The 21,202-nt window shown below is 49.0% G+C and carries 16 protein-coding genes; 12 read left to right on the forward strand and 4 right to left on the reverse strand.

Going from position 1 to position 21,202, the window contains the following annotated elements:
* Nucleotides 1–11: 11 nt before the first annotated feature.
* From E2I14_RS15955 to E2I14_RS15970, 4 genes are all read left to right on the forward strand, one after another.
* Nucleotides 12–1,043 carry a 2-dehydropantoate 2-reductase gene (locus tag E2I14_RS15955; protein WP_133330349.1) on the forward strand — a complete coding sequence of 344 codons (1,032 nt, stop codon included), beginning with the start codon at nucleotides 12–14 and terminating at the stop codon, nucleotides 1,041–1,043.
* A 91-nt stretch (nucleotides 1,044–1,134) separates the two neighbouring features.
* A complete protein-coding gene (locus E2I14_RS15960; RefSeq protein WP_227544766.1) occupies nucleotides 1,135–1,914 on the forward strand; it encodes an IclR family transcriptional regulator in 780 nt (259 codons plus the stop codon).
* 234 nt (nucleotides 1,915–2,148) lie between these two features.
* Nucleotides 2,149–2,982, forward strand: coding sequence for an N-formylglutamate deformylase (hutG, locus tag E2I14_RS15965; protein WP_133330351.1), 834 nt, complete (start codon nucleotides 2,149–2,151; stop codon nucleotides 2,980–2,982).
* Nucleotides 2,982–4,373 carry a formimidoylglutamate deiminase gene (locus E2I14_RS15970; RefSeq protein WP_133330353.1) on the forward strand — a complete coding sequence of 464 codons (1,392 nt, stop codon included), beginning with the start codon at nucleotides 2,982–2,984 and terminating at the stop codon, nucleotides 4,371–4,373. The genes hutG and E2I14_RS15970 overlap by 1 nt, the downstream gene beginning before the upstream one ends.
* Before the next feature lie 50 nt (nucleotides 4,374–4,423).
* Here E2I14_RS15970 and egtB read toward each other — a convergent pair whose 3' ends face one another.
* Nucleotides 4,424–5,755, reverse strand: coding sequence for an ergothioneine biosynthesis protein EgtB (egtB, locus tag E2I14_RS15975; RefSeq protein ID WP_227544767.1), 1,332 nt, complete (start codon nucleotides 5,753–5,755; stop codon nucleotides 4,424–4,426).
* A 711-nt stretch (nucleotides 5,756–6,466) separates the two neighbouring features.
* Between egtB and E2I14_RS15980 the strand changes: the two genes are divergently transcribed.
* Entirely contained in the window at nucleotides 6,467–7,222 is a 756-nt protein-coding gene (locus tag E2I14_RS15980) for a phytanoyl-CoA dioxygenase family protein (protein ID WP_133330355.1), read from the forward strand.
* Nucleotides 7,223–7,383: 161 nt separating this feature from the next.
* Here E2I14_RS15980 and lysA read toward each other — a convergent pair whose 3' ends face one another.
* A complete protein-coding gene (gene lysA, locus E2I14_RS15985; protein ID WP_133330357.1) occupies nucleotides 7,384–8,625 on the reverse strand; it encodes a diaminopimelate decarboxylase in 1,242 nt (413 codons plus the stop codon).
* A 128-nt stretch (nucleotides 8,626–8,753) separates the two neighbouring features.
* Between lysA and E2I14_RS15990 the strand changes: the two genes are divergently transcribed.
* Entirely contained in the window at nucleotides 8,754–9,209 is a 456-nt protein-coding gene (locus E2I14_RS15990) for an Lrp/AsnC family transcriptional regulator (RefSeq protein ID WP_165967871.1), read from the forward strand.
* A gap of 67 nt (nucleotides 9,210–9,276) precedes the next feature.
* Here the strand turns inward: E2I14_RS15990 and E2I14_RS15995 are convergent, their stop codons facing one another.
* Together E2I14_RS15995 and E2I14_RS16000 are read right to left on the reverse strand one after the other, a co-directional pair.
* Entirely contained in the window at nucleotides 9,277–9,957 is a 681-nt protein-coding gene (locus E2I14_RS15995) for a c-type cytochrome (RefSeq protein WP_133330361.1), read from the reverse strand.
* A gap of 1 nt (nucleotide 9,958) precedes the next feature.
* The gene (locus E2I14_RS16000) at nucleotides 9,959–11,281 is read right to left on the reverse strand and encodes a cytochrome C (protein ID WP_227544768.1); all 1,323 of its coding nucleotides are present in this window, start codon (nucleotides 11,279–11,281) and stop codon (nucleotides 9,959–9,961) included.
* Nucleotides 11,282–11,584: 303 nt separating this feature from the next.
* Between E2I14_RS16000 and E2I14_RS16005 the strand changes: the two genes are divergently transcribed.
* The 6 genes from E2I14_RS16005 (at nucleotide 11,585) to E2I14_RS16030 (ending at nucleotide 20,964) form a co-directional block, all read left to right on the forward strand.
* Nucleotides 11,585–12,106 carry a TlpA family protein disulfide reductase gene (locus E2I14_RS16005; RefSeq protein WP_406675717.1) on the forward strand — a complete coding sequence of 174 codons (522 nt, stop codon included), beginning with the start codon at nucleotides 11,585–11,587 and terminating at the stop codon, nucleotides 12,104–12,106.
* Nucleotides 12,107–12,701: 595 nt separating this feature from the next.
* Nucleotides 12,702–14,483 carry a DUF4382 domain-containing protein gene (locus E2I14_RS16010; protein WP_133330363.1) on the forward strand — a complete coding sequence of 594 codons (1,782 nt, stop codon included), beginning with the start codon at nucleotides 12,702–12,704 and terminating at the stop codon, nucleotides 14,481–14,483.
* 248 nt (nucleotides 14,484–14,731) lie between these two features.
* Nucleotides 14,732–15,349 (forward strand): PAQR family membrane homeostasis protein TrhA, encoded by a 618-nt coding sequence (trhA, locus tag E2I14_RS16015; protein ID WP_133330395.1) that lies wholly within the window; start codon nucleotides 14,732–14,734, stop codon nucleotides 15,347–15,349.
* Nucleotides 15,350–15,491: 142 nt separating this feature from the next.
* Complete coding sequence (dbpA, locus tag E2I14_RS16020; RefSeq protein WP_133330365.1) at nucleotides 15,492–16,880, forward strand: ATP-dependent RNA helicase DbpA; 1,389 nt, start codon at nucleotides 15,492–15,494, stop codon at nucleotides 16,878–16,880.
* 707 nt (nucleotides 16,881–17,587) lie between these two features.
* Nucleotides 17,588–20,461, forward strand: coding sequence for a TonB-dependent receptor domain-containing protein (locus tag E2I14_RS16025; RefSeq protein ID WP_133330367.1), 2,874 nt, complete (start codon nucleotides 17,588–17,590; stop codon nucleotides 20,459–20,461).
* Nucleotides 20,462–20,625: 164 nt separating this feature from the next.
* On the forward strand, nucleotides 20,626–20,964 hold the full coding sequence (locus E2I14_RS16030; protein WP_133330369.1) for a hypothetical protein: 339 nt from the start codon (nucleotides 20,626–20,628) through the stop codon (nucleotides 20,962–20,964).
* Nucleotides 20,965–21,202 lie beyond the last annotated feature (238 nt).

The following is a 21,202-nucleotide window of genomic DNA, read 5'->3' on the forward strand; positions in this document are numbered from 1 at the left end:
AGGCGTAATCAATGTCGGCCAATCAAGCGGGTTCCAAAGGATTAAAAATTGCCGTATTGGGTGCCGGTTCTATTGGCACTTATCTTGGTGCTGCGTTGATTGCCGTCGGGGCTGATGTGGTGTTGATTGGTCGGGCACGGATGCAGCAATTGGTCGCCACGGCAGGTGTGCGCTTGAGCGACTTGAATGGTCGTAGCGTGAGTTTATCGCCCGAGCAAATCAACTACACCCAAGAGCCGCAAGCCCTCGCCGATGCCGATTTAATTCTGGTCACCGTCAAAAGTGCTGACACGGCGCACGCTGGACAACAAATCGCGCAATTCGCCAAGGCCGGCGCGATGGTAATTAGTTTTCAAAACGGAATCGGAAACGCTCACACGTTGCGCCAAGTTTTACCAAGCCACACGGTCTTGGGCGGCATGGTGCCGTTTAACGTGGTGCTCACCGATCAAGGCGTGTTTCATCGGGCTACCGAAGGCGATTTGGAGCTGGAAGCCGCGCCCGAATTACTCACTTGGTCAGCCTTATTTGCTAAAGCTGGATTGCCCCTGCAACCGAGCAGCGACTTTACCCAAATCCAATGGGGTAAGTTGATTTTAAATCTGAATAATGCGATTAATTCGCTCTCGGGTTTGCCGCTTAAAGCCGAATTGTCCCAGCAAGTTTTTCGCCGTTGTTTGGCCGGTTTAATCGAAGAAGCGGTCACCGTCATGCGCGCTGCGGGCATTAAGCCCGCCAAAATCAGCAAAGTCGATCCAAGTTGGCTGCCGACGATTTTGCGCATGCCCGATTTGCTGTTTAAGCAAATGGCGGCTTCCATGTTGCGCATCGACCCCGAAGCGCGTTCCTCCATGTGGGACGACCTACAAGCCAAACGCCGCACGGAAGTCGATTACCTAAACGGCGCGATCGTCACCTTGGCTGAATCGCTCGGTTTGGATGCACCGCTGAATCGTCGTATCGTCGCTTTAATCCGCCGCGCCGAGCAGGGCGAACTCAGTGCGCTAACGGGCGACCAGTTGTTGTCGGAACTATATCCTTGAGTCAGCTTTAGCATTCTTTCGCACCAATTCCCATCTGGTGGGAATTTAGTCTTGAAATAACAGAATCTAGTGCTAGGATGCAGCAATATTGATGCAATTTAGCCCTTTCATGACCACCACTTCATCCCCCAGTGCAAGTAAACCAAGCACTTCCATCCCGACCAGCGAGCGCGTCTTGCAAGTGCTGGCGCACGTAGCTGGCCACGGTAGCTCATTGACAGCGCGAGAACTCGCGGCGCAAACCAAATTACCGTTAAGCAGCTTGTACCGCCATTTGGCCGCCTTAAAAAAATGGGGCTTGGTGCAAGAACACGCCAACAGCGGCTTTTACCAACCCGGCCCGCTCAGCTTGCAATTGGCTTGGGGCTTTGATCACCATTCCTATTTAATGCAAATCGCGCACAGCGAGATGGTGAGCTTGATGGAAAAGTCGGGCGAAAGTGTCGGATTGCTGGTGTATGTCAATGGTCAGATTATTTGTTTGGATATGCTAGAGAGCAAACAGGCGTTACGTTGTTCATTCTCAAAAGGCCGCGCCAATTCGGTCGTGCACGGCGCGTCCGCGAAAGCGTTGTTGGCGCATTTGCCGACGGCGGTGTTGGCGCAAATTTTGGCCGACCATCCAGTGGAAGCCGCCTATTTGCCAGAACAATTGGAGCAATGTCGCCAGCAGGGATACGCGGTGAGTTTGGGCGAAGTGGATCCCGATGTGTGGGGCGTTTCCGCGCCGGTATTTTCGTCGCGTAATCGGATGGAATGCACCTTGTCGCTGATGGCGCCTGCAGCGCGGGCTGAGGTTCGGGCTGGGGAATTGATCGCGTTGACGCAGGCCGCCGCGGCGCGGATTGGGCGGCAATTAGCGGGGATTTGACAAAGTTTGGCTAATTTTTGGGTAGCTTTGTTGTGATATTTCTAGATGCTCATTGATTGGTTGACGATCTGGGGCAGGAGCACCCTCTGGTCTTAAGCCACAAATCGATCCAACGAGAATCCAATACCTTGATACATAACCTACAGACTGGATAAGTCAAAAGCAGAACTATTTTTAACGTACCTAAATAAAATCAAACTAACTCCAAATATTAAAACAACCAACAAAACTACCATGCCAACTCCATTCCATTTTAAAGCGGGAAACTCCCCCCTCCTGATCTCCATGCCGCACGTCGGTACCACCATCCCCGACGACATCGCCGCTGACATGGAGCCTGTTGCGTTGATTAAAGCCGATACCGATTGGCATTTGCGTGAGCTCTATTCGATGGCCGAGCAATTGGGTGCGTCTATTATCAGCGCCGAATACTCGCGTTATGTGATTGATTTAAACCGACCGAAAGAGGATTCCAATCTCTATCCCGGTCAGGATACAACCGGTCTTTGCCCGGTTGATACGTTTAGCAAACAGCCTTTATATCGCTCCGGACGTTTGCCCAATGCCGAGCAGATTTCGCAGCGGATTGAGAAATACTGGCAGCCTTATCACACGCAACTGAGTTCTGAACTCGCGCGGATTAAGTCGCAACATGGTGTGGCATTGTTGTGGGATGCGCATTCGATTGCGTCGGTGGTACCGCGCTTTTTTGAGGGCAAATTACCGGACTTAAATTTTGGTACTGCCGATCAAAAATCGTGCGCCTTATCGTTGCAAGAAACGCTGCAAAACGTCATGCACAAATCACCGAATGCTGCGTCGTTCACGCATGTTTTTAATGGACGATTTAAGGGCGGCTATATCACGCGCAATTACGGTCAACCGCAGCAACATGTGCACGCGATTCAGTTGGAAAAATGTCAGAGTATTTATATGAACGAAACCGCGCCTTTTGCTTATCGACCGGACATTGCGGCGCAGGTGCAACCGTTGTTAACCGAACTCTTGAGCGCTTGCCTGACTTGGGCGGCATCGCAAGGGAAAAGCCATCTGGCAGGGAGTCAATAATGTCTATTTTCGATCAAACTAAAGTCCTCTTTGCGCGCCATGCGTGGCTGGTGGATGGCTGGGTGGATAACGCGCGGATTCATTGGAATGATCAAGGCGATATTAGTCAAATTGAGACCAACGTAGCCAGCGATCCTGACGACCATATTGAGCAATTTGTGGTGCCTGGCATGATCAATTTGCATTCGCATGCGTTCCAACGGGCGATGGCGGGGATGACCGAAATCGCGGGTTCTGGCCCAGATAGTTTTTGGACTTGGCGCGACTTGATGTACCGCTTTGCGCTGGCAATTAATCCCGAGCAAATTCAATCGATTGCGGCGCAGTTGTATTCGGAATGTTTGCGCTTTGGTTATACCTCGGTGTGCGAATTTCATTATCTGCACCGTGCGCCGTCGGGCGACTTTTACGCCAACATTGCGGAGACCTCCCAACGTGTTTTGAATGCGGCGGAGCAAACCGGGATAGGTATTACGTTGCTGCCGGTTTTGTACACCTATGCCGACTTTAACGAATATCCGCTTAATCCCAATCAGCGCCGTTTTTCGACCAATCCTGAACAGTTATTAAAGATCGTGCGCGCGCTCGAGCCGCAGCGTAGTGGACAAGTAGAAATTGGCGTTGCGCCCCATTCGATCCGCGCTGCGGCGTTGGAAGACATTGCTGAAGTGGTGGCGGCTTTGCCATCGGATCGACCGATTCATATTCACATCGCGGAACAACAAAAAGAGGTTGATAACTGCGTCGCTTCTTCTGGCAAACGCCCAGTCGAATTATTGTTTGACGCGCAAAGCAGTAGCAATCCAGTTAATGAGCGCTGGTGCTTGGTGCACGCGACCCATTTATCCGCATCCGAAGTCACGCAGATCGCGCAGAGCAAAGCGGTGGCTGGTATTTGCACGACCACGGAAGGTAATTTGGGCGATGGTTTCTTTGACCTGCCAGCATTTATCGCGCAGCAAGGGCGTTTTGGAATTGGCAGCGACAGCCATGTGTCGCAAAGCCCGATTGAAGAATTACGCTGGCTCGAATACGGTCAACGTCTGCGCGCCCAACGGCGCAATATGTCGGCCGTGGGCGAGCAAAAACACATCGGTGATTTTTTATGGAAATCGGCTTTGCAAGGCGGGATGCAAGCCAGCGGTCGAAAGGTCGGCAGTATCGAAGTCGGCAAGCGCGCTGATTTATTGGTGCTCGATGCCAAACATCCCAACTTGAGCGGCATTGCTTGCAGCGATGTGCTCAATACCTGGATATTTACCGGCAACGACAATTTGGTGCACGATGTATTGGTCGGCGGACAATGGCGGGTCAAGGAAGGTCGCCATGTCAATCAAGTGGCCATTGAACAGCGCTTTAAACAAACCATGCAGCAACTGCGTGCGCTGTGATGAACAGGGCAATCTCTGCTTAGTTAAGCGAGATTGCCAATTTATAGAGATTAAAAAATGCTGCGCGCCAAACGGATTCCAGTAAATTGCCAGCGCGTTTGTGCTCTTTGAAAATGGCGGTACGTCGTCCGACTGTGTCCCGCTGGTGTGGCAACGCTGCCGCCGCGCAACACATATTGATTCACCATTTGACGTTCAAAGTTATCTAATGATGGCTCGGTGCGGGCTTTAATGGCGGGATACGAGGTGTAGCTTGACGCTGTCCATTCCCACGTATCGGTAAAAAATTGTTTTAATCCTGTGGCAGTCGATGCGCCTTGCGGATGCAGGTTCATCGCTTCGACACCTTTGTTTTTTTCTGCTTCTGGGTCGGCAATTGTCGGCAATCCGGTTAAGTCAGGAATGATCGAGTTGGCCGCAAATTCCCATTCAAATTCGGTCGGCAAACGCGCACCAGAGAAGCGCGCAAAGGCATCGGCTTCGTAATATGACACGTGGCACACCGGACGATTTAAGTCGAGTGGGATTAAACCATGCAAGGTGTATTCGTGCCACACGTCGTCGATTTTGCGCCAATAGAGTGGGGCTTTCACGCGCTCTTGGGCGCGCCACTCAGCGCCATCTTCCAACCACCAGCGCGCATCGTTGTAGCCGCCTGCATTGATAAAGGCTAAATATTCGCCGTTGGTGATTTTGCGATCAGCGATTGCGAACGGATTTAAGAATACTCGATGCTTGGGTAGCTCGTTTTCAAAGCAAAAGGTTAAGCCAGGATGCCCGATATCGGCCATGCCGCCGCGCAGTTCCAACATTTTGAGTGTCGCTACTTTTGCCGCCGGTTCCAGCGGACGAACGATGTAAGCCGGATGAAACGGATTGGTGCCTAATAAATGCTTGATATCGGTGAGCATTAATTCTTGATTTTTTTGCTCGCGCTGCAAGCCCATTTCCAACACCGATACAGCTTCTTCCGGCAAATTCTTAATTAACGCCATTACCGCGTTATCGACATGGGTGCGATACGAACGGACCAAGGTCAAACTCGGGCGAGTGATTAAGCTGCGCTGCTCACGCGGTAAATTGATGCCGTTATCGGTGCTAAAGAGCATCGTAAAAGCCGGATGAAATGGTAGGTAATCTTTGACGAAACGGCTCAATACAAACTTCTCAAAAAACCACGTCGTGTGCGCCAAATGCCATTTGATCGGGCTGGCTTCGGGCATGGATTGCACCGCCATGTCTTCCACCGACAGAGAAGCCGTTAAATTAATCGTTTGCTGGCGTATCGTTTGGTAAGTCTCCGCCATTTGACGTGCCACAACCCCGCCGTCAGCGCGTGCGCCAGTAAAAAACTGCTGGTTTTTGGTGTACGAAACGTTCATGAAGCGACTTCCCTTTACGCGTATTTTGGTCGAATCGCTGGTTCAGCGGTTCAGAAATTTCTACTTTTTTGGAGCAACTGCCACAACAATGCGAGCCAGCGAAATGCCATGATGCCCATTCAGGATAGGCAATATTTGAACTGTTACTAGTATCAAACCAGTGTTATTGACAATTCTTTTCTAAGTGCTGGTCAGCCCATCAAAACCACGTTTAGACATATCGCGTCAGCGCGCCAAGCTAACTCGACAACATGGCCTAAAACGATGTAGTGCAAATCAACGTGCCCGTGTAAAAGCCGCGCAAATGTAACAAACACGTTTTATTGATTCCGTTGCGGGTGATTCGGTGAAATATAGGCTGTTGCGCAGTACAACTGCCTAGCAGGTGGCAACGATTGGGCAGGTGAATTTTCCCAAACAATTCACATTTTTTCTGAATTATAAAGACATTGTTGCTGTTCGGCTACGATAGATGTAAGGCGTTTTTACAAATTGTTGCATTTGGCGCGTCAATTGAAGGTAGGCGGGTCAAATCCATTTCTGGGTGGAAATAGAGTTGAGTGCGGGAGGCAAAAACGGCGCGCTTTTACATCCTGAAGCCCGCAATGTCGATCAAGGTTTGTGCCAGATCATGGGGCTGATTTTACCGACTTAACAAAGGCAGCTAGAATGGGCGCTTATGCTCATTAGCAATTCTTAACGCCTGATTTTATGCTGACCCCAGAACAATGCCGTGATTTTGACCGCAATGGATTTCTTGTTTTGCCGCAACTATCCACTCCCACCTATTGCACACAAGTATTAGACTTTGCTCATGAGCAATTAAAAGAGCCACGCCAGCCGGTGGAGTACGAAGCCGACACTGGCTATCCCGGCGCGCCGAGCACCAAGTCGGAAATCGGGGGCGAAACCGTGCGCCGTTTATTGCATGTCTCGCTGCGCGACAAGTTGATTACAGATTGGGCCACCGGAGAGCAATTAGCCACGCCGTTAAAGCAACTTTTGGGCGAACCCGTGCTGCTGTCGCAAGTGCATCACAACTGCATCATGACCAAGCAGCCGCGCTTTTCCAGTGTAACCGGGTGGCATCGAGATAGTCGCTATTGGAATTTTGAACGGGCTGAGTTGATTTCTGCGTGGCTGGCGTTACGCGATGAAACGGTGGAAAACGGCTGCTTATTAGTCATCCCCGGTTCGCATCACGTGCAGGTCGATGCCGATGGATTAGACGCCGCGCAGTTTTTAAAGAACGATTACCCGAGCAACCAAGCGCTGCTCGCGCAAGCGGTTCCGGTGCCGTTAAAGGCTGGCGATGTGCTACTGTTTTCGAGTAATTTATTCCACGCGGCGGGGCGCAATCAAACCGATCAAACAAAATTTTCGATGGTGTTTACCTACCGTGCTTCGGATAACCCGCCATTGCCGGGGAGCCGTTCGGCGAGCTTGCCAGAGATTGAGCTAGGCTAGGTTTGGCCTTGCGCTAATTAAGTTGGATCGCAAGCCAGCGAGCCAATTTCTGCAGGTGCATCCCTTGTGCTGGCCTTGCCTGTTTATCGGGTAAGTTGCGGGAATCAACGAAAAGGCGCCCGCGAGGAGCGCTCCTACCGGATAGCTGGCGGATGGGAACCTTAAAAATCCTCTAACGCAATCAACTCCTGCACAGTTTGCCGACGTCGAATTTGTTTCACCACGTCGCCATCCACTAAAACTTCCGGAATCAATGGGCGTGAATTGTAATTCGATGACATCGACGCGCCGTAGGCTCCCGCATCATGGAACACCACCAAATCGCCAATCTCAGCCGCTGGCAAATCTTGGCTAACCACTTCGCCGCCTTCAATCTGCGTGAACACATCGCCCGATTCGCATAACGGGCCAGCAACGACGGTTGGGCGCAAGGCACCAACTCGTTCAACGCCATCGGGTTGATGCACTGAAATGCGATGGAAACTGCCGTACATGGCAGGACGAACTAAATCGTTAAAGCCCGCATCGACCAAGGCAAAAAAGTTATTGCCGACTTGTTTTTGCGCCCGTAATTCCGACACCAAAATCCCTGATTGCGCCACCAAAAAGCGACCCGGTTCGATTTCCATTGTTAGCGGGTGATTGAGCATTTTTTCCAGTCGCCCACGTGCTGCATTCCAGAGCGTGAAATAGTGGTCGGTATCGACATCTTCCTCGTCCGCGCGATACGGAATGGACAGCCCACCGCCGATCGAAATGGCTGAAATATCCAAGCCAACATCCTGCACGATGCTTACCTGCGCGATCATTGCCTCGCACACTTGTTGCAGATGTCCATAATCCACGCCCGAGCCGATGTGCATGTGCAAGCCGATTAATTGCAAGCCAGATTGTTGGATGATCTGCAAACATTCCACCAATTGCGTATGCCAAATTCCGTGTTTGCTTTGCTCGCCGCCGGTATTGGTTTTGCGGCTGTGACCATGTCCAAAACCGGGATTGATGCGCAACCAAACCGGATGAGTGGGATTGGCATCGGCTAGTTGTTGCAGCATGTGCGGCGAGCCGCAGTTAACGGGAATGTTTAATTCCACCACCCGCTTAATCGTGGCGCGGTCGAGCAAATCGGCGGTGAACACGATGGGCGCATGTTCGGTCTGCTTTGGGTCATAACCGGCCGCTAAAGCGCGTTCTATTTCACCCAGAGAAACCGAATCAACCAGCACTCCTTGTTCGCGCATCAGGCGCAGTAGATGGGTATTTGAGCAGGATTTTTGCGCGAAGCGGATCACATCGAATTGACGCAAACGGGCGATTTGCTGGCGGATGGTGGCCGCGTCATAAATCCAGCAGGGCGTTTGGACGTCGGCGGCGATTTGGGCGATTTGGTGATTGTTGAGCATGTTTATCGGGGCGAATTGGGTAAATGGTATTCCATACTATACCCACCGAAACCGCTTTATTAAAGACGATTCAAAAGGGTATTATCCGCTTATGCCTTGGATTAATAGAAATTGAGAGGGGTTTGGCTATGGAATCAAAATTCGCGAAATTGGACAATTACGATCAAAAAATCCTGGCGTTGCTGCAACAAGATGCGCGCATGAGTCATGCTGAAATTGGGCGGCAGATTCATTTAAGCCAGCCTAGCGTATCCGAGCGGATTAAGCGGCTGGAGAGCACCAATGTGATTCGTGGATATCACGCCGACATTAATCCGGACGCGTTTGGTTACCAGATGACGGCCATGATTCGGCTATCGACTCAGCAAGGGCGGCCTTATGCGGATTTTGTTTCGCAACAGGCGGAGATTATCGATTGCTACACCGTCACGGGCGAAGATGGCGCGGTGATGCGGGTGTTGGCCACCGACGTGGCGCATTTGCAGCGCTTGATTGATAAGCTCAATCGCTTTGGCTCGACCTCAACGGCGATTGTGTTGACGACCCATGTGTCGGGCAAGGCAGTGAGCATGCCGCAAGCGTAGTTGGCACGATTGAATACAAAAAAGGGCAACCCGAAGGCTGCCCTTTTTTGTCATCGCATTTCCAGATTTAGTTGGAAGTCGACATTGTTTCGAGATAGGCCGCAACGCTACGCATATTTTCTGAGGTGAGATTATGAGTAACCGCTTTCATTGCTGCGCCATCAGGACGTTGATCGGTTTCTCTAAACACGGTCAATTGTTTGATTAAATAGTCAGCATGTTGGCCGGCTAGGCGTGGGAAAGCATCGTTGCCTTGCGCATGATCGCCGTGGCAAGCCAAGCAAGCGGGGATACCTTCGGTAGCAATGCCTTGTTCAAAAATTTGCTTACCTGCGCTCAGTTGTTCGGGCGTCCCTGCATGATCGACATTGCCTTTCGGTGCTGGCAATTTAGAGAAGTAAGTCGCCAAGCAAGCGATTTGCTCATCCGTTAAATGCGAACTCAAGCCCCACATATATTCAAATCCTTCTGGATCAGAACGGCCATGGCTCTTAAAACCACTCAACTGTTTAACCAAATACGGCTGAGTTTGTGCAGCCAAGTTAGGGAAGTTAGGCGACGTCGATACGCCCTGCACGCCGTGGCAGTTCGAGCAGACTTGCATCGCGGTGGTCGAGACCGGAATACTGGCGTCGTTTAAATCGCGTGAACGTTCCGGGGACGAGCAAGCGCCCAGTGTTGCAATCATTGCCGCGATCGTTGCTAAGCCCGCAAATTTGGACAGTGAAGTCAGATGACGAGTATTCATTTTAATAAGCTCCCCAAACATATAAAAACGCGGTGTTATTGTCTTTTGCGTTGCGTCCATTGCCATCGTAGTTCGTGCCCGCGCCATCAAATTGTTGGTAAGCGTAGTACTGCAAACCTACCCGAATATTTTGAATTGGCATCCAAAACAATTCTGGTGTGATGCCGCGTGTATTGGGTGAACCCGATGGGCCTGCGGTGTACAACGTTGTGTCCGATGTGCCGCTAGTTTTGAAGAAGCTCAAACTACCGCCGTATTTGGCTTGATAAATATAGGTACCTTTAACACGCAAGGTATTGAGCGTATTGGATGGATTGAGCGCGATACCGGTCACGTCGCCGTTATTAATCGTTTCGCGGATATAGCTAAATTGCGCCGAAATTGTTTCTGGATCGAGCAAATATTGATATTGCGCGTCGATGCCGCGATCTTTGTATTGAATCGTTGGCCCAGTTGGATTGGTTGGATCAGGATACACATTGGCATTCAATCCAAACGCGCCGACCATAATATTGTGCGCACCCCATTCGTGGTTTAACGCGATTCGAAGGTAAGGATTTGTGCCGCTTAATTTAGTCTGATTGGCGTCGTTTGTGCCTTGGCTTAAGAAGGAAAATGCGCCATTGGCAGTTTTATAGCCACCGACTTCGGCGTACAGCAAATTATTCCACATGACATACGCATTCACACCTGCGACTTGCGCACCCAAACCATTAACGATCGGGCCAGCATCGGGGCCAGTGACACCAAACTGCGTTGGGGCATAAATAATCCAAGCAGGAGCCGAATTCCATACATCAGTCACCGTTGGATTGTTATTGAGAGAGACGCCGAAAATCAAATCGCTGCTGGGGCTAATAAAGCGATCGGCATAACGCAAATCAAAATTATCTGAGCCCCACACGCCTTGATAGCCGCTGTCGCCGGAATAATTGTTGTACGTTCCTTGCGCAAAAATACCGACGTTATCAGTGACTTTACCGGCCAAAAATACGCTGCCTGTTTGGAAGATTAAGTTGGCATCTTTGGCAAACCCAGGATCGCTGGTTGGCGTCATGCTCTTGGTCAAGCTGGCCAAACCCATGGCAGAAATTGGAATCGTGCGCGAACCCATGGTGTAGCCGGTTAATTTAAACAAACGGCCATAAGGCGTTAATTCAGGAAACTGCCCGCCCGCATGGCAGGCCACGCAATTTTGGCCGGTTTGGCGTGCAAAAGCCGGTAACGCATTTGCCGCTAACGGAGTAAGTAAGTTAATGCACAGTGCGAGTAATGCGAAAGCACCTGTTTTTTTAATTGTGATGCTGGTGATAGTCGATCTCATTTGTAAATCTCCCTTCCCTGGGAATCATGTACTGCAGTTATTTAACATTTTGGAGCACAACATGAAGTCTAAAAACGGCGGGAATTGGAAACCATTCCTGCTAAGAAACTTTATAGGCTCTCTATTGGGAGGGAATTTGCGTTACATCAACATTGTTAATTTGCGTTAGTGACTTTTCCACAGAAACAACAATCACGGCTTCTCAGATAGCCACTTACATAGTCATTTGATATCAGGTGAGCAACTACGCCCATACCGAAAAGCAAGGCTATAATGACCAACTTTAGCGCCACCAAACTCACCATGAACAGCCGCTTACTTCACATCAATCCCATGCAATTGTTTCAGCACGCAACCCGATTATTGCTCGCCGTTGTATTGATCTCTGTCTTGTCCGCGTGCAGCAAGCAAGCAGCGCCGGCGATGCATTTCACCGATTTAAAGGGCAATAAAGTCAGCTTGGAGCAGTTAAAAGGCAAGGTGGTGATGGTTAACTTTTGGGCCACATCCTGCACAACCTGCGTAGCCGAAATGCCAGAAATGATCAAAACCTACGATAAATACCATGCCCAAGGCTTGGAATATATCGCAGTCGCCATGTCCTACGACCCGCCCAACTACGTGCTTAACTTCACCGAAACTCGCCAATTGCCCTTTATGGTGACCTTGGATTTGGAAGGTAAATTAGCCGGCTCGTTTGGCGACGTTAAGCTAACCCCGACCACGTTTGTGATCGACAAGCAAGGCAATATCATCAAAAAATACGTCGGCGCGCCTGAATTTTCAGAATTGCATCAACTGATCGAAAAGCAAATTGCGGCTTAAATCCGCCGGCTAATACCGCCTAATACCGCCGCAATGGCGGGTTAATTGCAACTTCCTCCCGCAGTACTTCTTCCTGAAACGTTCTACTTGGCATGAATTGTTGGGTGGAACGCGCTTTCCTTTTTGCACTTGTTTTATTTCCAGCCGTTACAGATTGGCTTCCAAAGGTAAAAAAGTGTGTCGTTATGGGGTTTTAAGGCCATATTGAACCTACTTCCTTGGAAATCTCGGTTTCTCCTAGAGGCCGATCTACCTTTCTCCCAAATCGTTTAAAGCTAAAAAATCATTAATGATTGTCAGATTAAAAATAAGTAGTAACCACAATAAACAAATGGTTCTCGCCCGAAACATTGCTATACAACTCCGCCAAAAATCGTGTCCTACATTTGTCATGTCGCCGCGTTAGGGGCAGGGTGCATCACAACATGCAGACTGTGTGCACACCGTATGCCGAAGAACGAGACATTTCCATCAAATGAACTTGATTGAGTAAAACAGTACGCATTTTTAATTCGGTAGAACCACTTTTTATCCAGCATTACTTGCTGCAATCAACACCCGATTGCATTAATAAACCTATCTCAGGGAGTCCCATATGCAACAGAAGAAACTAACACTAGCCTTAGCCGCCGTTGGATTGATCAGTCTATTAGCCGCGTGTGGCGGTGGAGGCGGTTCGTCCGGTAGCTCAACAGGCGGCACAAGTGTCGTGCCAACGGCCAAACTTGGTCTGGTGAATTTGAACCTAACCGATGGCCCATCGGATGTGTTCAATCATGTGTGGGTAACAGTCAAAGCCGTGTCGTTTCACACTGATCCGAATGCGGTCTGGAGCAACGCGGATGCGACTTGGCAGACCACGACATTGCCAACACCAATTACGCTCGATTTAGCGCAATTGAATAATGGTTTGATGAACGATGTTTTCGCTAATTTAAGCTTGCCAGAGGGCACCTATAAGCAAATCCGCTTCTTCTTTGTTAGCGACTCCGATGCGCTTGCTTCCTCCGCTCAAGCTATCTCCGATAACGAAACCACGCCACAACCATTGCAATGGAACGATCAGGTTGAATACGTCAATGCTTCAGGCGTGGTAGCAGAAGCACCGTTAGAAATTGCCAATCCCGTACAAGGCATTCAGTTGCAAGGCACCTTCACCGTGACGAATGGAGCGCCGTTAAATATCGCTACCGACTTCGATCTCGACAAAATCGTGGTGCCGTTCCGCCATGGCTCAATGCAGTCGTTTACCATGAAACCGGATTTGGCTTACTTTAATTTGTCCAATTCTGGCGGAATTAGCGGCAACGTGGATGCGAGCAAATTGTGCACTTCCGGCTCAACAAGCGCGCCAGCAGCCAATTGCGCGTTTAATTTAGTGGTTCATGCAGAAGCCATCAGCGCGGACGGAACTCGTTACCAAGATATTCGTTCCACTTCCGTCAAACCGGATGGCACATTCACAATTGCACCGTTGCCGATTACCGATGCTAGTGGCAATGCAATTAGCTACGATATCGTGGTGCGTGGTCGTCAAATGCAAACGTTGATGATTACCGGTGTCAAGCCAGCCGGAACCTATGCGTTCGCCAGCAACACCGAAACTTTAACGGGCGCTACCCAATTGCAAGCGAGCGCAGCGCCATTACCGATCACGATTGTGAATGAATACGGTACGCAATTGTCGAGCGCACTCAATCCATTAACGGCTGGACATTTGGTCTTCGAGCAAACACCAACGGGCGGTTTGCCGCATGAAATACGCTGGGCTGCCACCAATCCGTTCACCGGTTTAATCGACCGCGGTGGTATGGCGCATTGGAATCAATTCTTTTGGATGGCAAATTCCGGATTGAGCGTAGCACCGTACAGTGCCAGCGGTGCGCTCACTTTTGCTGCAGTAACGCCGGTTGAAGGTACGGGTAACTACAGTGTCATTGCAAACGAGCACGCTTATTACAACTTTGGAAGCGCGGTTTCGTTACTCTCGCCATTGCCTAATCTAACTTCAGTCTTGTTCACTGCTAACGCGCCAACGTTACAAAGCAATGTGCAAAGCGGTACCGTAACCGGAACCGTTTCTATGGGCAGCATAGGCGCATTCACTAGTGCCCAAATCGTTGTCGCTCGCAATGGTGCGATCATTACGTCGCAAGATATTCCAGCAGCGAATTGGGTTGCTAACGGAACGTATCAATACAGCATCTCGGGAATCGGTGCCGGTAGCGCAACCACCGCATTGCCCGGCGCATACTACTATGCCTACCTGCGCTTAGATGACGGTGCCGGACACCATAAAATTGTGCCGATGAGCGGTTATATTGATTTACGCTCAACCAATAGCGTGACCGGTATGAACGTAACAGTCGCGTTGTAATTGATGGGCCGCGGTGTTTGGCTGTGATGCCGCGGGTTGTTCAGCACGGGGGCGGCCTCAAAGGATGCCCCTACTTTATTGCGCCGTGGTTCAATCTCGTAGCGCCATTTTTTTTGCACGCATTGATAGTCAAACAAACTTCACCATTTAATAAGACCAATTTAACGATGCCCACGCATCGCATTCCGCGTCGCAGCAAATCCTGTTAATGTGTCGCTTTGCACATTTGGATGAAAGCGTTAACCGGTATGTATCAGGGCGAAAAATTCAACAGTATTAGTCATTTAGTCGGTGCTTCCTTGGTTGTGATCGGCGCATCGGTGTTAATTACCATCGCGGCTTTCACGGGCGATGCGTGGAAAATCGTCAGCAGCAGTGTTTATAGTTTGACGCTGTTGTTGCTGTACCTTTTTTCAACGCTGTATCACAGCATCCGCGGACGGGCGAAAGAAGTCTTGCAAAAGTTTGACCACTGCATGATTTACTTGCTGATCGCAGGCAGCTACACGCCGTTTACCCTGGTCACGCTGCGCGGTACTACCGGCTGGATTCTATTTGGGATTGTGTGGGGTTTGGCCCTGATCGGCATTGTGCAAGAACTCTGGTTTTCTAACGAAGCGCGCATCGCGTCGCTGGTGATTTACATTTTGATGGGCTGGTCAGTGCTGTTATTTATTAAGCCATTAATCTCGGCTTTGGGTTTGCACGGATTCTATTGGTTGGCCGCCGGGGGAATTATTTATTCGGTCGGTGTGATTTTCTACGTGATCGATGAACGCATGAAACACGCGCACGGCATTTGGCACCTATTTGTTTTGGGCGGCAGTATCTGCCATTTTGTGACGGTGGCGGGGTATGTGATTTGAAGCAAGCCACTTAGCGCTGCTAAAGTCTTGGAATCAGAACCACTGGCGTATATCTTAACCAGCCATATTCACCTACAATTCGGTCATCCTCGGCCTCGCCCACCCCAAAAGCGAGCCAATTACCCCATTTAGTAAAATAACCATGACCGATTCCACCTCGTTCCAAACACTGGCGCTGTCTGCCCCCATTCTCGCTAATCTTGAGAGCTTGGGTTACAAGGAAATGACGCCGATACAGGCAGCCAGTTTGCCGTTGATTTTGCAGCAGCGCGATGTGATCGCCCAAGCCAAAACCGGCAGCGGTAAGACCGCGGCTTTTAGTCTGGGAATCTTGGCTAAGCTCAATCCGATGTATTTCGCCATCCAAGGTTTGGTGATCTGCCCAACGCGCGAATTGGCTGACCAAGTCGCCAACGAATTGCGTCGGCTTGCGCGCGCGATTGAAAACGTCAAGGTACTAACCTTGTGCGGCGGCACAGCAATGCGCCCGCAAATCGCCTCGCTTGAACACGGCGCGCACATTGTCGTTGGCACGCCGGGACGATTAATCGATCACATCAGCCGCGGCACAATCAATCTCAATACGGTGCAAACCTTGGTGCTAGACGAAGCTGATCGCATGGTGGATATGGGCTTTTACGATGACATCGTGCACATTATTAAAGCCAGCTCACCGCGTCGCCAAACGCTCTTGTTTTCTGCGACTTTTCCGGATGACATCAAGCGCGTAAGCCAAGAATTGATGCGCGATCCGGAGCAAATCAAAGTCGAAGCCCAGCATGCTCCCAACCATATTGAGCAGGTTTTTTACCTAATTCACCCAGAGCAGCGCAACGCGGCAGTCGCGCAATTGCTGCGCCATTACCGCCCGATTTCCACCATTGCGTTTTGCAATACCAAAATCCATTGTCGTGAGCTAACCGATGAACTGCAGGCCCAAGGCATCAGCGCATTGGCTTTGCACGGCGACCTAGAACAACGTGATCGTGACGATGTGTTGGTGCGTTTCGCTAACCAAAGTTGCTCGGTCTTAGTTGCTACCGACGTGGCTGCGCGCGGGATTGATATTCAAACTTTGGGCGCGGTAATTAACGTTGATGTGTGCAAAGACACGGAGGTCCACATTCACCGCATCGGTCGCACCGGACGTGCGGGCGAAAAAGGACTCGCTCTCAGTTTAGCCTCGGTGGGTGAGAAGAAATGGGTCAAGCTCATCGAGCAATACCAAGGCGAGCCAGCGGTTTGGCAAGATATCGAGTCACTTAATGACGATTTAACCGCGCAACCTTTGCAAGCCCCTATGCGCAGCATTGTGATTTTGGGCGGCAAAAAAGAAAAACTCCGGCCCGGCGACATTCTCGGAGCGCTGACCGGTGATGTCGGTTTGCAAAAAGATCAAGTTGGCAAAATCAATGTGTTTGAATTCAATACTTATGTTGCCCTTGATTGCCGAATTGCCGAAAAAGCTCTGCAAAAGTTGAGTCAAAGCAACATAAAGGGCCGGCAATTCAAGATGCGCTTGGTGGAATAAGCGGTAAATTCTGCTCAAAAAATAAGCAAAAAAGCACCTCAATCGAGGTGCTTTTTTGCATTTACGGCAATAAAAATGCCACTGACTAATTAAAAACAACACCGAGTTGATCGCCCCTGAAATGGCAGGTTTTAGATCAATCAAAGTCGCCTTGTGCGCGAAAAATCTATTCCTTTGAGGCAATTAATACAGCGTAAAACCAATATGTAAATTCGAATTTCTTATATGTTACACGGTTACATCTCATTACAATTAGCATTGATTTATTATTTTTACTTTAATATTAATTTGTAATTAAATTGTAATTATTGCTGTTTTACATTCATTTTCCGATTTCTCAAGTGAAACGTAATGTATTCCTACTCATTGCTTAAACTTAACATATTAACCACGCCTAATTTTATCGCGCTGCTTAATCAACAAAATAAAAAATTATTTAATCGTCACCTTAAATTAATGCATAAAAAATAATTAGTTAGGTAAAATGCTTGCTCTTAAAATAATTTCCGTTGGGTAATTTCACTATTTTCGGCCAAAGTGTTGTTTTTTGTTTTAATTCGTAACTTTATGTTGTTGACACGCAATTGTAATAAATGGTCTGATGTAATCCTCAAAAATCAAGTTGTATGTATGAGTTTTGACCAATTCGCCCATAAAGCGACACGAATTAATAATATATAAACAACCTTATCCGAGGAGAAGTAACGATGATGATGGAAACCATTATGTCGCGTTCACTGCGTCTGATGTTCTCAGGCGGCGTGGCATTAGGCATCGGTATGCTGGCACAACCAGCATTCGCGCAAGACACGACAACCGCAGCGCCAGTACAGCGCGTTGAAATTACTGGGTCAAGCATCCGCCGTGTTGATGCTGAAACACCAAGCCCTGTGCAAGTACTCAGCAGCGAAGATTTGAAAAAATCAGGCTTTACTTCCGTAGCGGACGTGTTGTCAAACATCACAGCGAACGGTCAAGGTACATTGAGCCAAGGTTTCTCAGGAGCGTTCGCAGCTGGTGCATCCGCTATTTCCTTGCGTGGTTTGAATTCATCCGCAACATTGGTGTTGATCGACGGTCACCGTATGGCTCCCAATGCCTTGGCTGATGATGCACAACGATTATTCGTTGATACATCTAATATTCCATTCGACGCGGTTGAGCGGATCGAGATTTTGAAAGATGGCGCATCCGCTATCTACGGTTCCGATGCGATGGCTGGTGTGGTCAACGTTATTTTGAAGAAGAGTGTCGTTGGTACAACAGTATCTGGTGAAGCTGGTTCAACAACAGAAGGCGGCGGTGCTACCAAGCACGCATCGATCACTTCTGGTTTCGGTGACTTAGAAGAAGACGGTTACAACGCTTTTGCTGCGTTGGAATATCGTCATCAGAACGCAATTTCTAACGGCCAACGCTTAGGCGATGGTGGTTGGACAACCCAAGATTTCACATCACAAGGCGGTAACCGCCCTCTAACACCCGGTGTAACACCAGTTCCTGGCAAGGCTACTCCGGTGGTAACGCTAACACCATATTTTTATATTCCTGGCACTAAAACGGTACCGTTTACTGCCTCAAGCACAGCTTTCTTGCAGGGACCATGCAGTGGTTTCGCGGCGATGATTGCGGATCAATGTAAGTACATTAACCCAAACTCGATCCAGCCAGAAACTGAAAATATCAATTTGTTGACTAGCTTCACAAAACGATTGGCTGGTGATTGGAAACTTGGCGTTAAAGCATCTTTGTTTGAGGCTAAGACTGACGTTAGCCCACGATTTGGCGCGACAATTCCATCGAGCTATGCTCCTTATGTAGCGGTTTCGGCAAATCAAGTGCCGGTGCCTGTTGGCGTTTCTGGTACAGTTCGCTTCCCAGCGACATACCCTGGGAACACCTTTGGAATACCAGTTCGTGCAGCTGGCTACGCTGGCGGTCCTGATCGTCAAGATGACGTAACATCCAAAAACTATCGTTTCGTAGCAGATCTAGAAGGCACTATCGGTGAGTGGGATATTTCTACAGCAGCTGGTTGGACTCGCAACAAAATTAACGAGTCTACAGCTGGGACGATGGATCCACGTGCGTTTAACGCCGCAATTAATCGTCCAGTTAATCCATACTTGATTCAAGGAACCAACTCGGCGTCTGATATAGCGACCATTTTCCCGACATTAAAGCAAACTGACACATCGACATTGTACTTTGGTGACTTCCGCGCCAACCGTTCTTTGGCAACATTGGCAGGGGGAGACCTTGGGATTAGCGTTGGCGCAGCCTATTCGCACTTAGATCTGAATTCACCTGCGGCAGATTTGGTTGCCGAAGGACTAATCGCTGGTAACAATGCATATGCTGTTGGTTCACAAACAAACACTTCAGTATTTGGTGAGTTTGCGGCGCCAGTGTTGAAAACTTTAGAGTTAGATGGCGCGCTCCGTTACGATCATTTTGACAATTCGTCAGGTGCAGCAACACCAAAAGTGGCATTTAAATGGACACCAACCAGCGCGGTTGCTTTGCGTGGTTCGTATTCGACTGGTTTCCGTGCTCCAAACCCTGCTGAAAACGGCAAAGCTGGAAATGCATACGTAGACGTAACTAACACTTACGATGCAATTAACTGTCCTGGCGGACCTACCGCTATTAAGATCAATGGTGTGGGTGTTCCAGCAGCAAACACGAATAACTGTGGCGTTAATACAATCTTGCAAGGTGCAACCAAGAACTTAGATCCAGAGAAATCGAAGTCTAAAACTTTGGGCGTGATCTTGGAGCCAGTAAAAGGTTGGAGCACAACTTATGATTTGTACCAAATTGAAATTAGTAAGCAAATTATTTCTGGTACTCCTGACTTCAACAACCCAGTTCGTGCTGCAACGGTAACTCCTGGCCAGTTGTGCAACGATGGCTTGGGCGGAACGACAGCATGTAACCCTGCGCCAACCACACCTCCAATTTTGTACTACCCAGCTGGTTACATTAACGCAAACAGCACTAAAGTAAGCGGGTGGGAATTGGAAACACGCTACAAATTCAACTTAGGCGACAAAGGTAGTTTGGCTGCTAAGTTTGATTGGAGCCACACAATGAGTTACCTCTTGACTCAGCCAGGTTTGCCAGATGCTCAGTTAGCAGGAACTCATGGCCCGTCAGTTGTTGGTGGTAATACAGCAAATCCAAAGGATCGTATCCAAGCAACATTGACATACGAAAAAGGTGCATTAGCTGTAACGACTGGTTTGGACTGGGTTGGTCGCTATGATTTAACTGATCCATCTATTGGTGTGAACGATTGCCAAGCTGGTCAAACAGCGAACACATCGTGGTTTAATGGTGACGGTGTTAATGGTCAAAACTACTGTAAAGTAGCTTCGTTCATGACTACTAAATTGGTGATTGGTTATAAAGTGAGCAAGCAATTGTTTATTCATTTCAACATGGACAATGTGTTTAACCGCCAAGCTCCAGTTGATTTGAATAGCTACGGTAGCCAAGCCTTCCCATACAATCCTTCATTGCACTATGCGGGCGCAATCGGTCGTACTTTCAATGGCGGCTTGACTTACAGTTTCTAATTGACGTCGCTGTTGCTGACTATGCTTGGGTTGTTGCCGTTGGATAACCCAAGTTTCCTCAGTGAAATGTAAAATGCCGTAGGGGAAATCCTCCTACGGCATTTTTTTGCTTTAACATTTTTAATCTCTACTCGGGAATCAACTCCAACAAGGACGAGGCTTTCATGAAAACACTAGTACCTTTATTGCTCGCAGGTCTGTTCGCAACCCACGCGATGGCTGACGACATTCCAAAACACAGCTGCAAACTCCCAGTCATTCCAAACATTCAAGCATCGGACACAGTTCGAAAGTATTTCGATAAAAATACGACTAACTATAAAAAATGTATTGAAAAGTTCGTCGAAGAACAACGCCAAATCGCGAAAACTAGCCCAGATAAAACGACAGCCTATAACGCTAATGAAGGAGCCGAAGCGGCCGTGAAGGAATACAACAAGTTCATGGAAGAATTGGCTGAGCGAAATTCGCATCTAGAAGAACCGGAAGACGCCAATAAATAATTGACCTTTCACCTTGCCCGTAATTTGATTTATGGGCGTTAAAAAAGCTGCGCTGATCGATATTCTGCGCAGCTTTTTTTATGGTGCGCGAATAATTTCCACGCGGAAATCGTAAGCGTCCAGCGCTACCACCTATGAACGGCAATTAATTTCATGCACTCTCCAGACCTGATCAAATTGGAGAGCAAAGCATGTCGAGATTCAAATCTTTAATAAGCAAAGCAGATTGGCTGCAACA

This window comes from Sapientia aquatica (genome assembly GCF_004358105.1).
GTDB lineage: Bacteria > Pseudomonadota > Gammaproteobacteria > Burkholderiales > Burkholderiaceae_D > Solimicrobium > Solimicrobium aquaticum.

What these genes read in the sequence shown, in the direction of transcription:
- E2I14_RS15955 (WP_133330349.1), top strand. Translation starts at nt 12, where the DNA reads ATGTCGGCCAATCAAGCGGGTTCCAAAGGATTAAAAATTGCCGTATTG.
- E2I14_RS15960 (WP_227544766.1), top strand. Translation starts at nt 1,135, where the DNA reads ATGCAATTTAGCCCTTTCATGACCACCACTTCATCCCCCAGTGCAAGT.
- hutG (WP_133330351.1), top strand. Translation starts at nt 2,149, where the DNA reads ATGCCAACTCCATTCCATTTTAAAGCGGGAAACTCCCCCCTCCTGATC.
- E2I14_RS15970 (WP_133330353.1), top strand. Translation starts at nt 2,982, where the DNA reads ATGTCTATTTTCGATCAAACTAAAGTCCTCTTTGCGCGCCATGCGTGG.
- egtB (WP_227544767.1), bottom strand. Translation starts at nt 5,755, where the DNA reads ATGAACGTTTCGTACACCAAAAACCAGCAGTTTTTTACTGGCGCACGC.
- E2I14_RS15980 (WP_133330355.1), top strand. Translation starts at nt 6,467, where the DNA reads ATGCTGACCCCAGAACAATGCCGTGATTTTGACCGCAATGGATTTCTT.
- lysA (WP_133330357.1), bottom strand. Translation starts at nt 8,625, where the DNA reads ATGCTCAACAATCACCAAATCGCCCAAATCGCCGCCGACGTCCAAACG.
- E2I14_RS15990 (WP_165967871.1), top strand. Translation starts at nt 8,754, where the DNA reads ATGGAATCAAAATTCGCGAAATTGGACAATTACGATCAAAAAATCCTG.
- E2I14_RS15995 (WP_133330361.1), bottom strand. Translation starts at nt 9,957, where the DNA reads ATGAATACTCGTCATCTGACTTCACTGTCCAAATTTGCGGGCTTAGCA.
- E2I14_RS16000 (WP_227544768.1), bottom strand. Translation starts at nt 11,281, where the DNA reads ATGAGATCGACTATCACCAGCATCACAATTAAAAAAACAGGTGCTTTC.
- E2I14_RS16005 (WP_406675717.1), top strand. Translation starts at nt 11,585, where the DNA reads ATGAACAGCCGCTTACTTCACATCAATCCCATGCAATTGTTTCAGCAC.
- E2I14_RS16010 (WP_133330363.1), top strand. Translation starts at nt 12,702, where the DNA reads ATGCAACAGAAGAAACTAACACTAGCCTTAGCCGCCGTTGGATTGATC.
- trhA (WP_133330395.1), top strand. Translation starts at nt 14,732, where the DNA reads ATGTATCAGGGCGAAAAATTCAACAGTATTAGTCATTTAGTCGGTGCT.
- dbpA (WP_133330365.1), top strand. Translation starts at nt 15,492, where the DNA reads ATGACCGATTCCACCTCGTTCCAAACACTGGCGCTGTCTGCCCCCATT.
- E2I14_RS16025 (WP_133330367.1), top strand. Translation starts at nt 17,588, where the DNA reads ATGATGATGGAAACCATTATGTCGCGTTCACTGCGTCTGATGTTCTCA.
- E2I14_RS16030 (WP_133330369.1), top strand. Translation starts at nt 20,626, where the DNA reads ATGAAAACACTAGTACCTTTATTGCTCGCAGGTCTGTTCGCAACCCAC.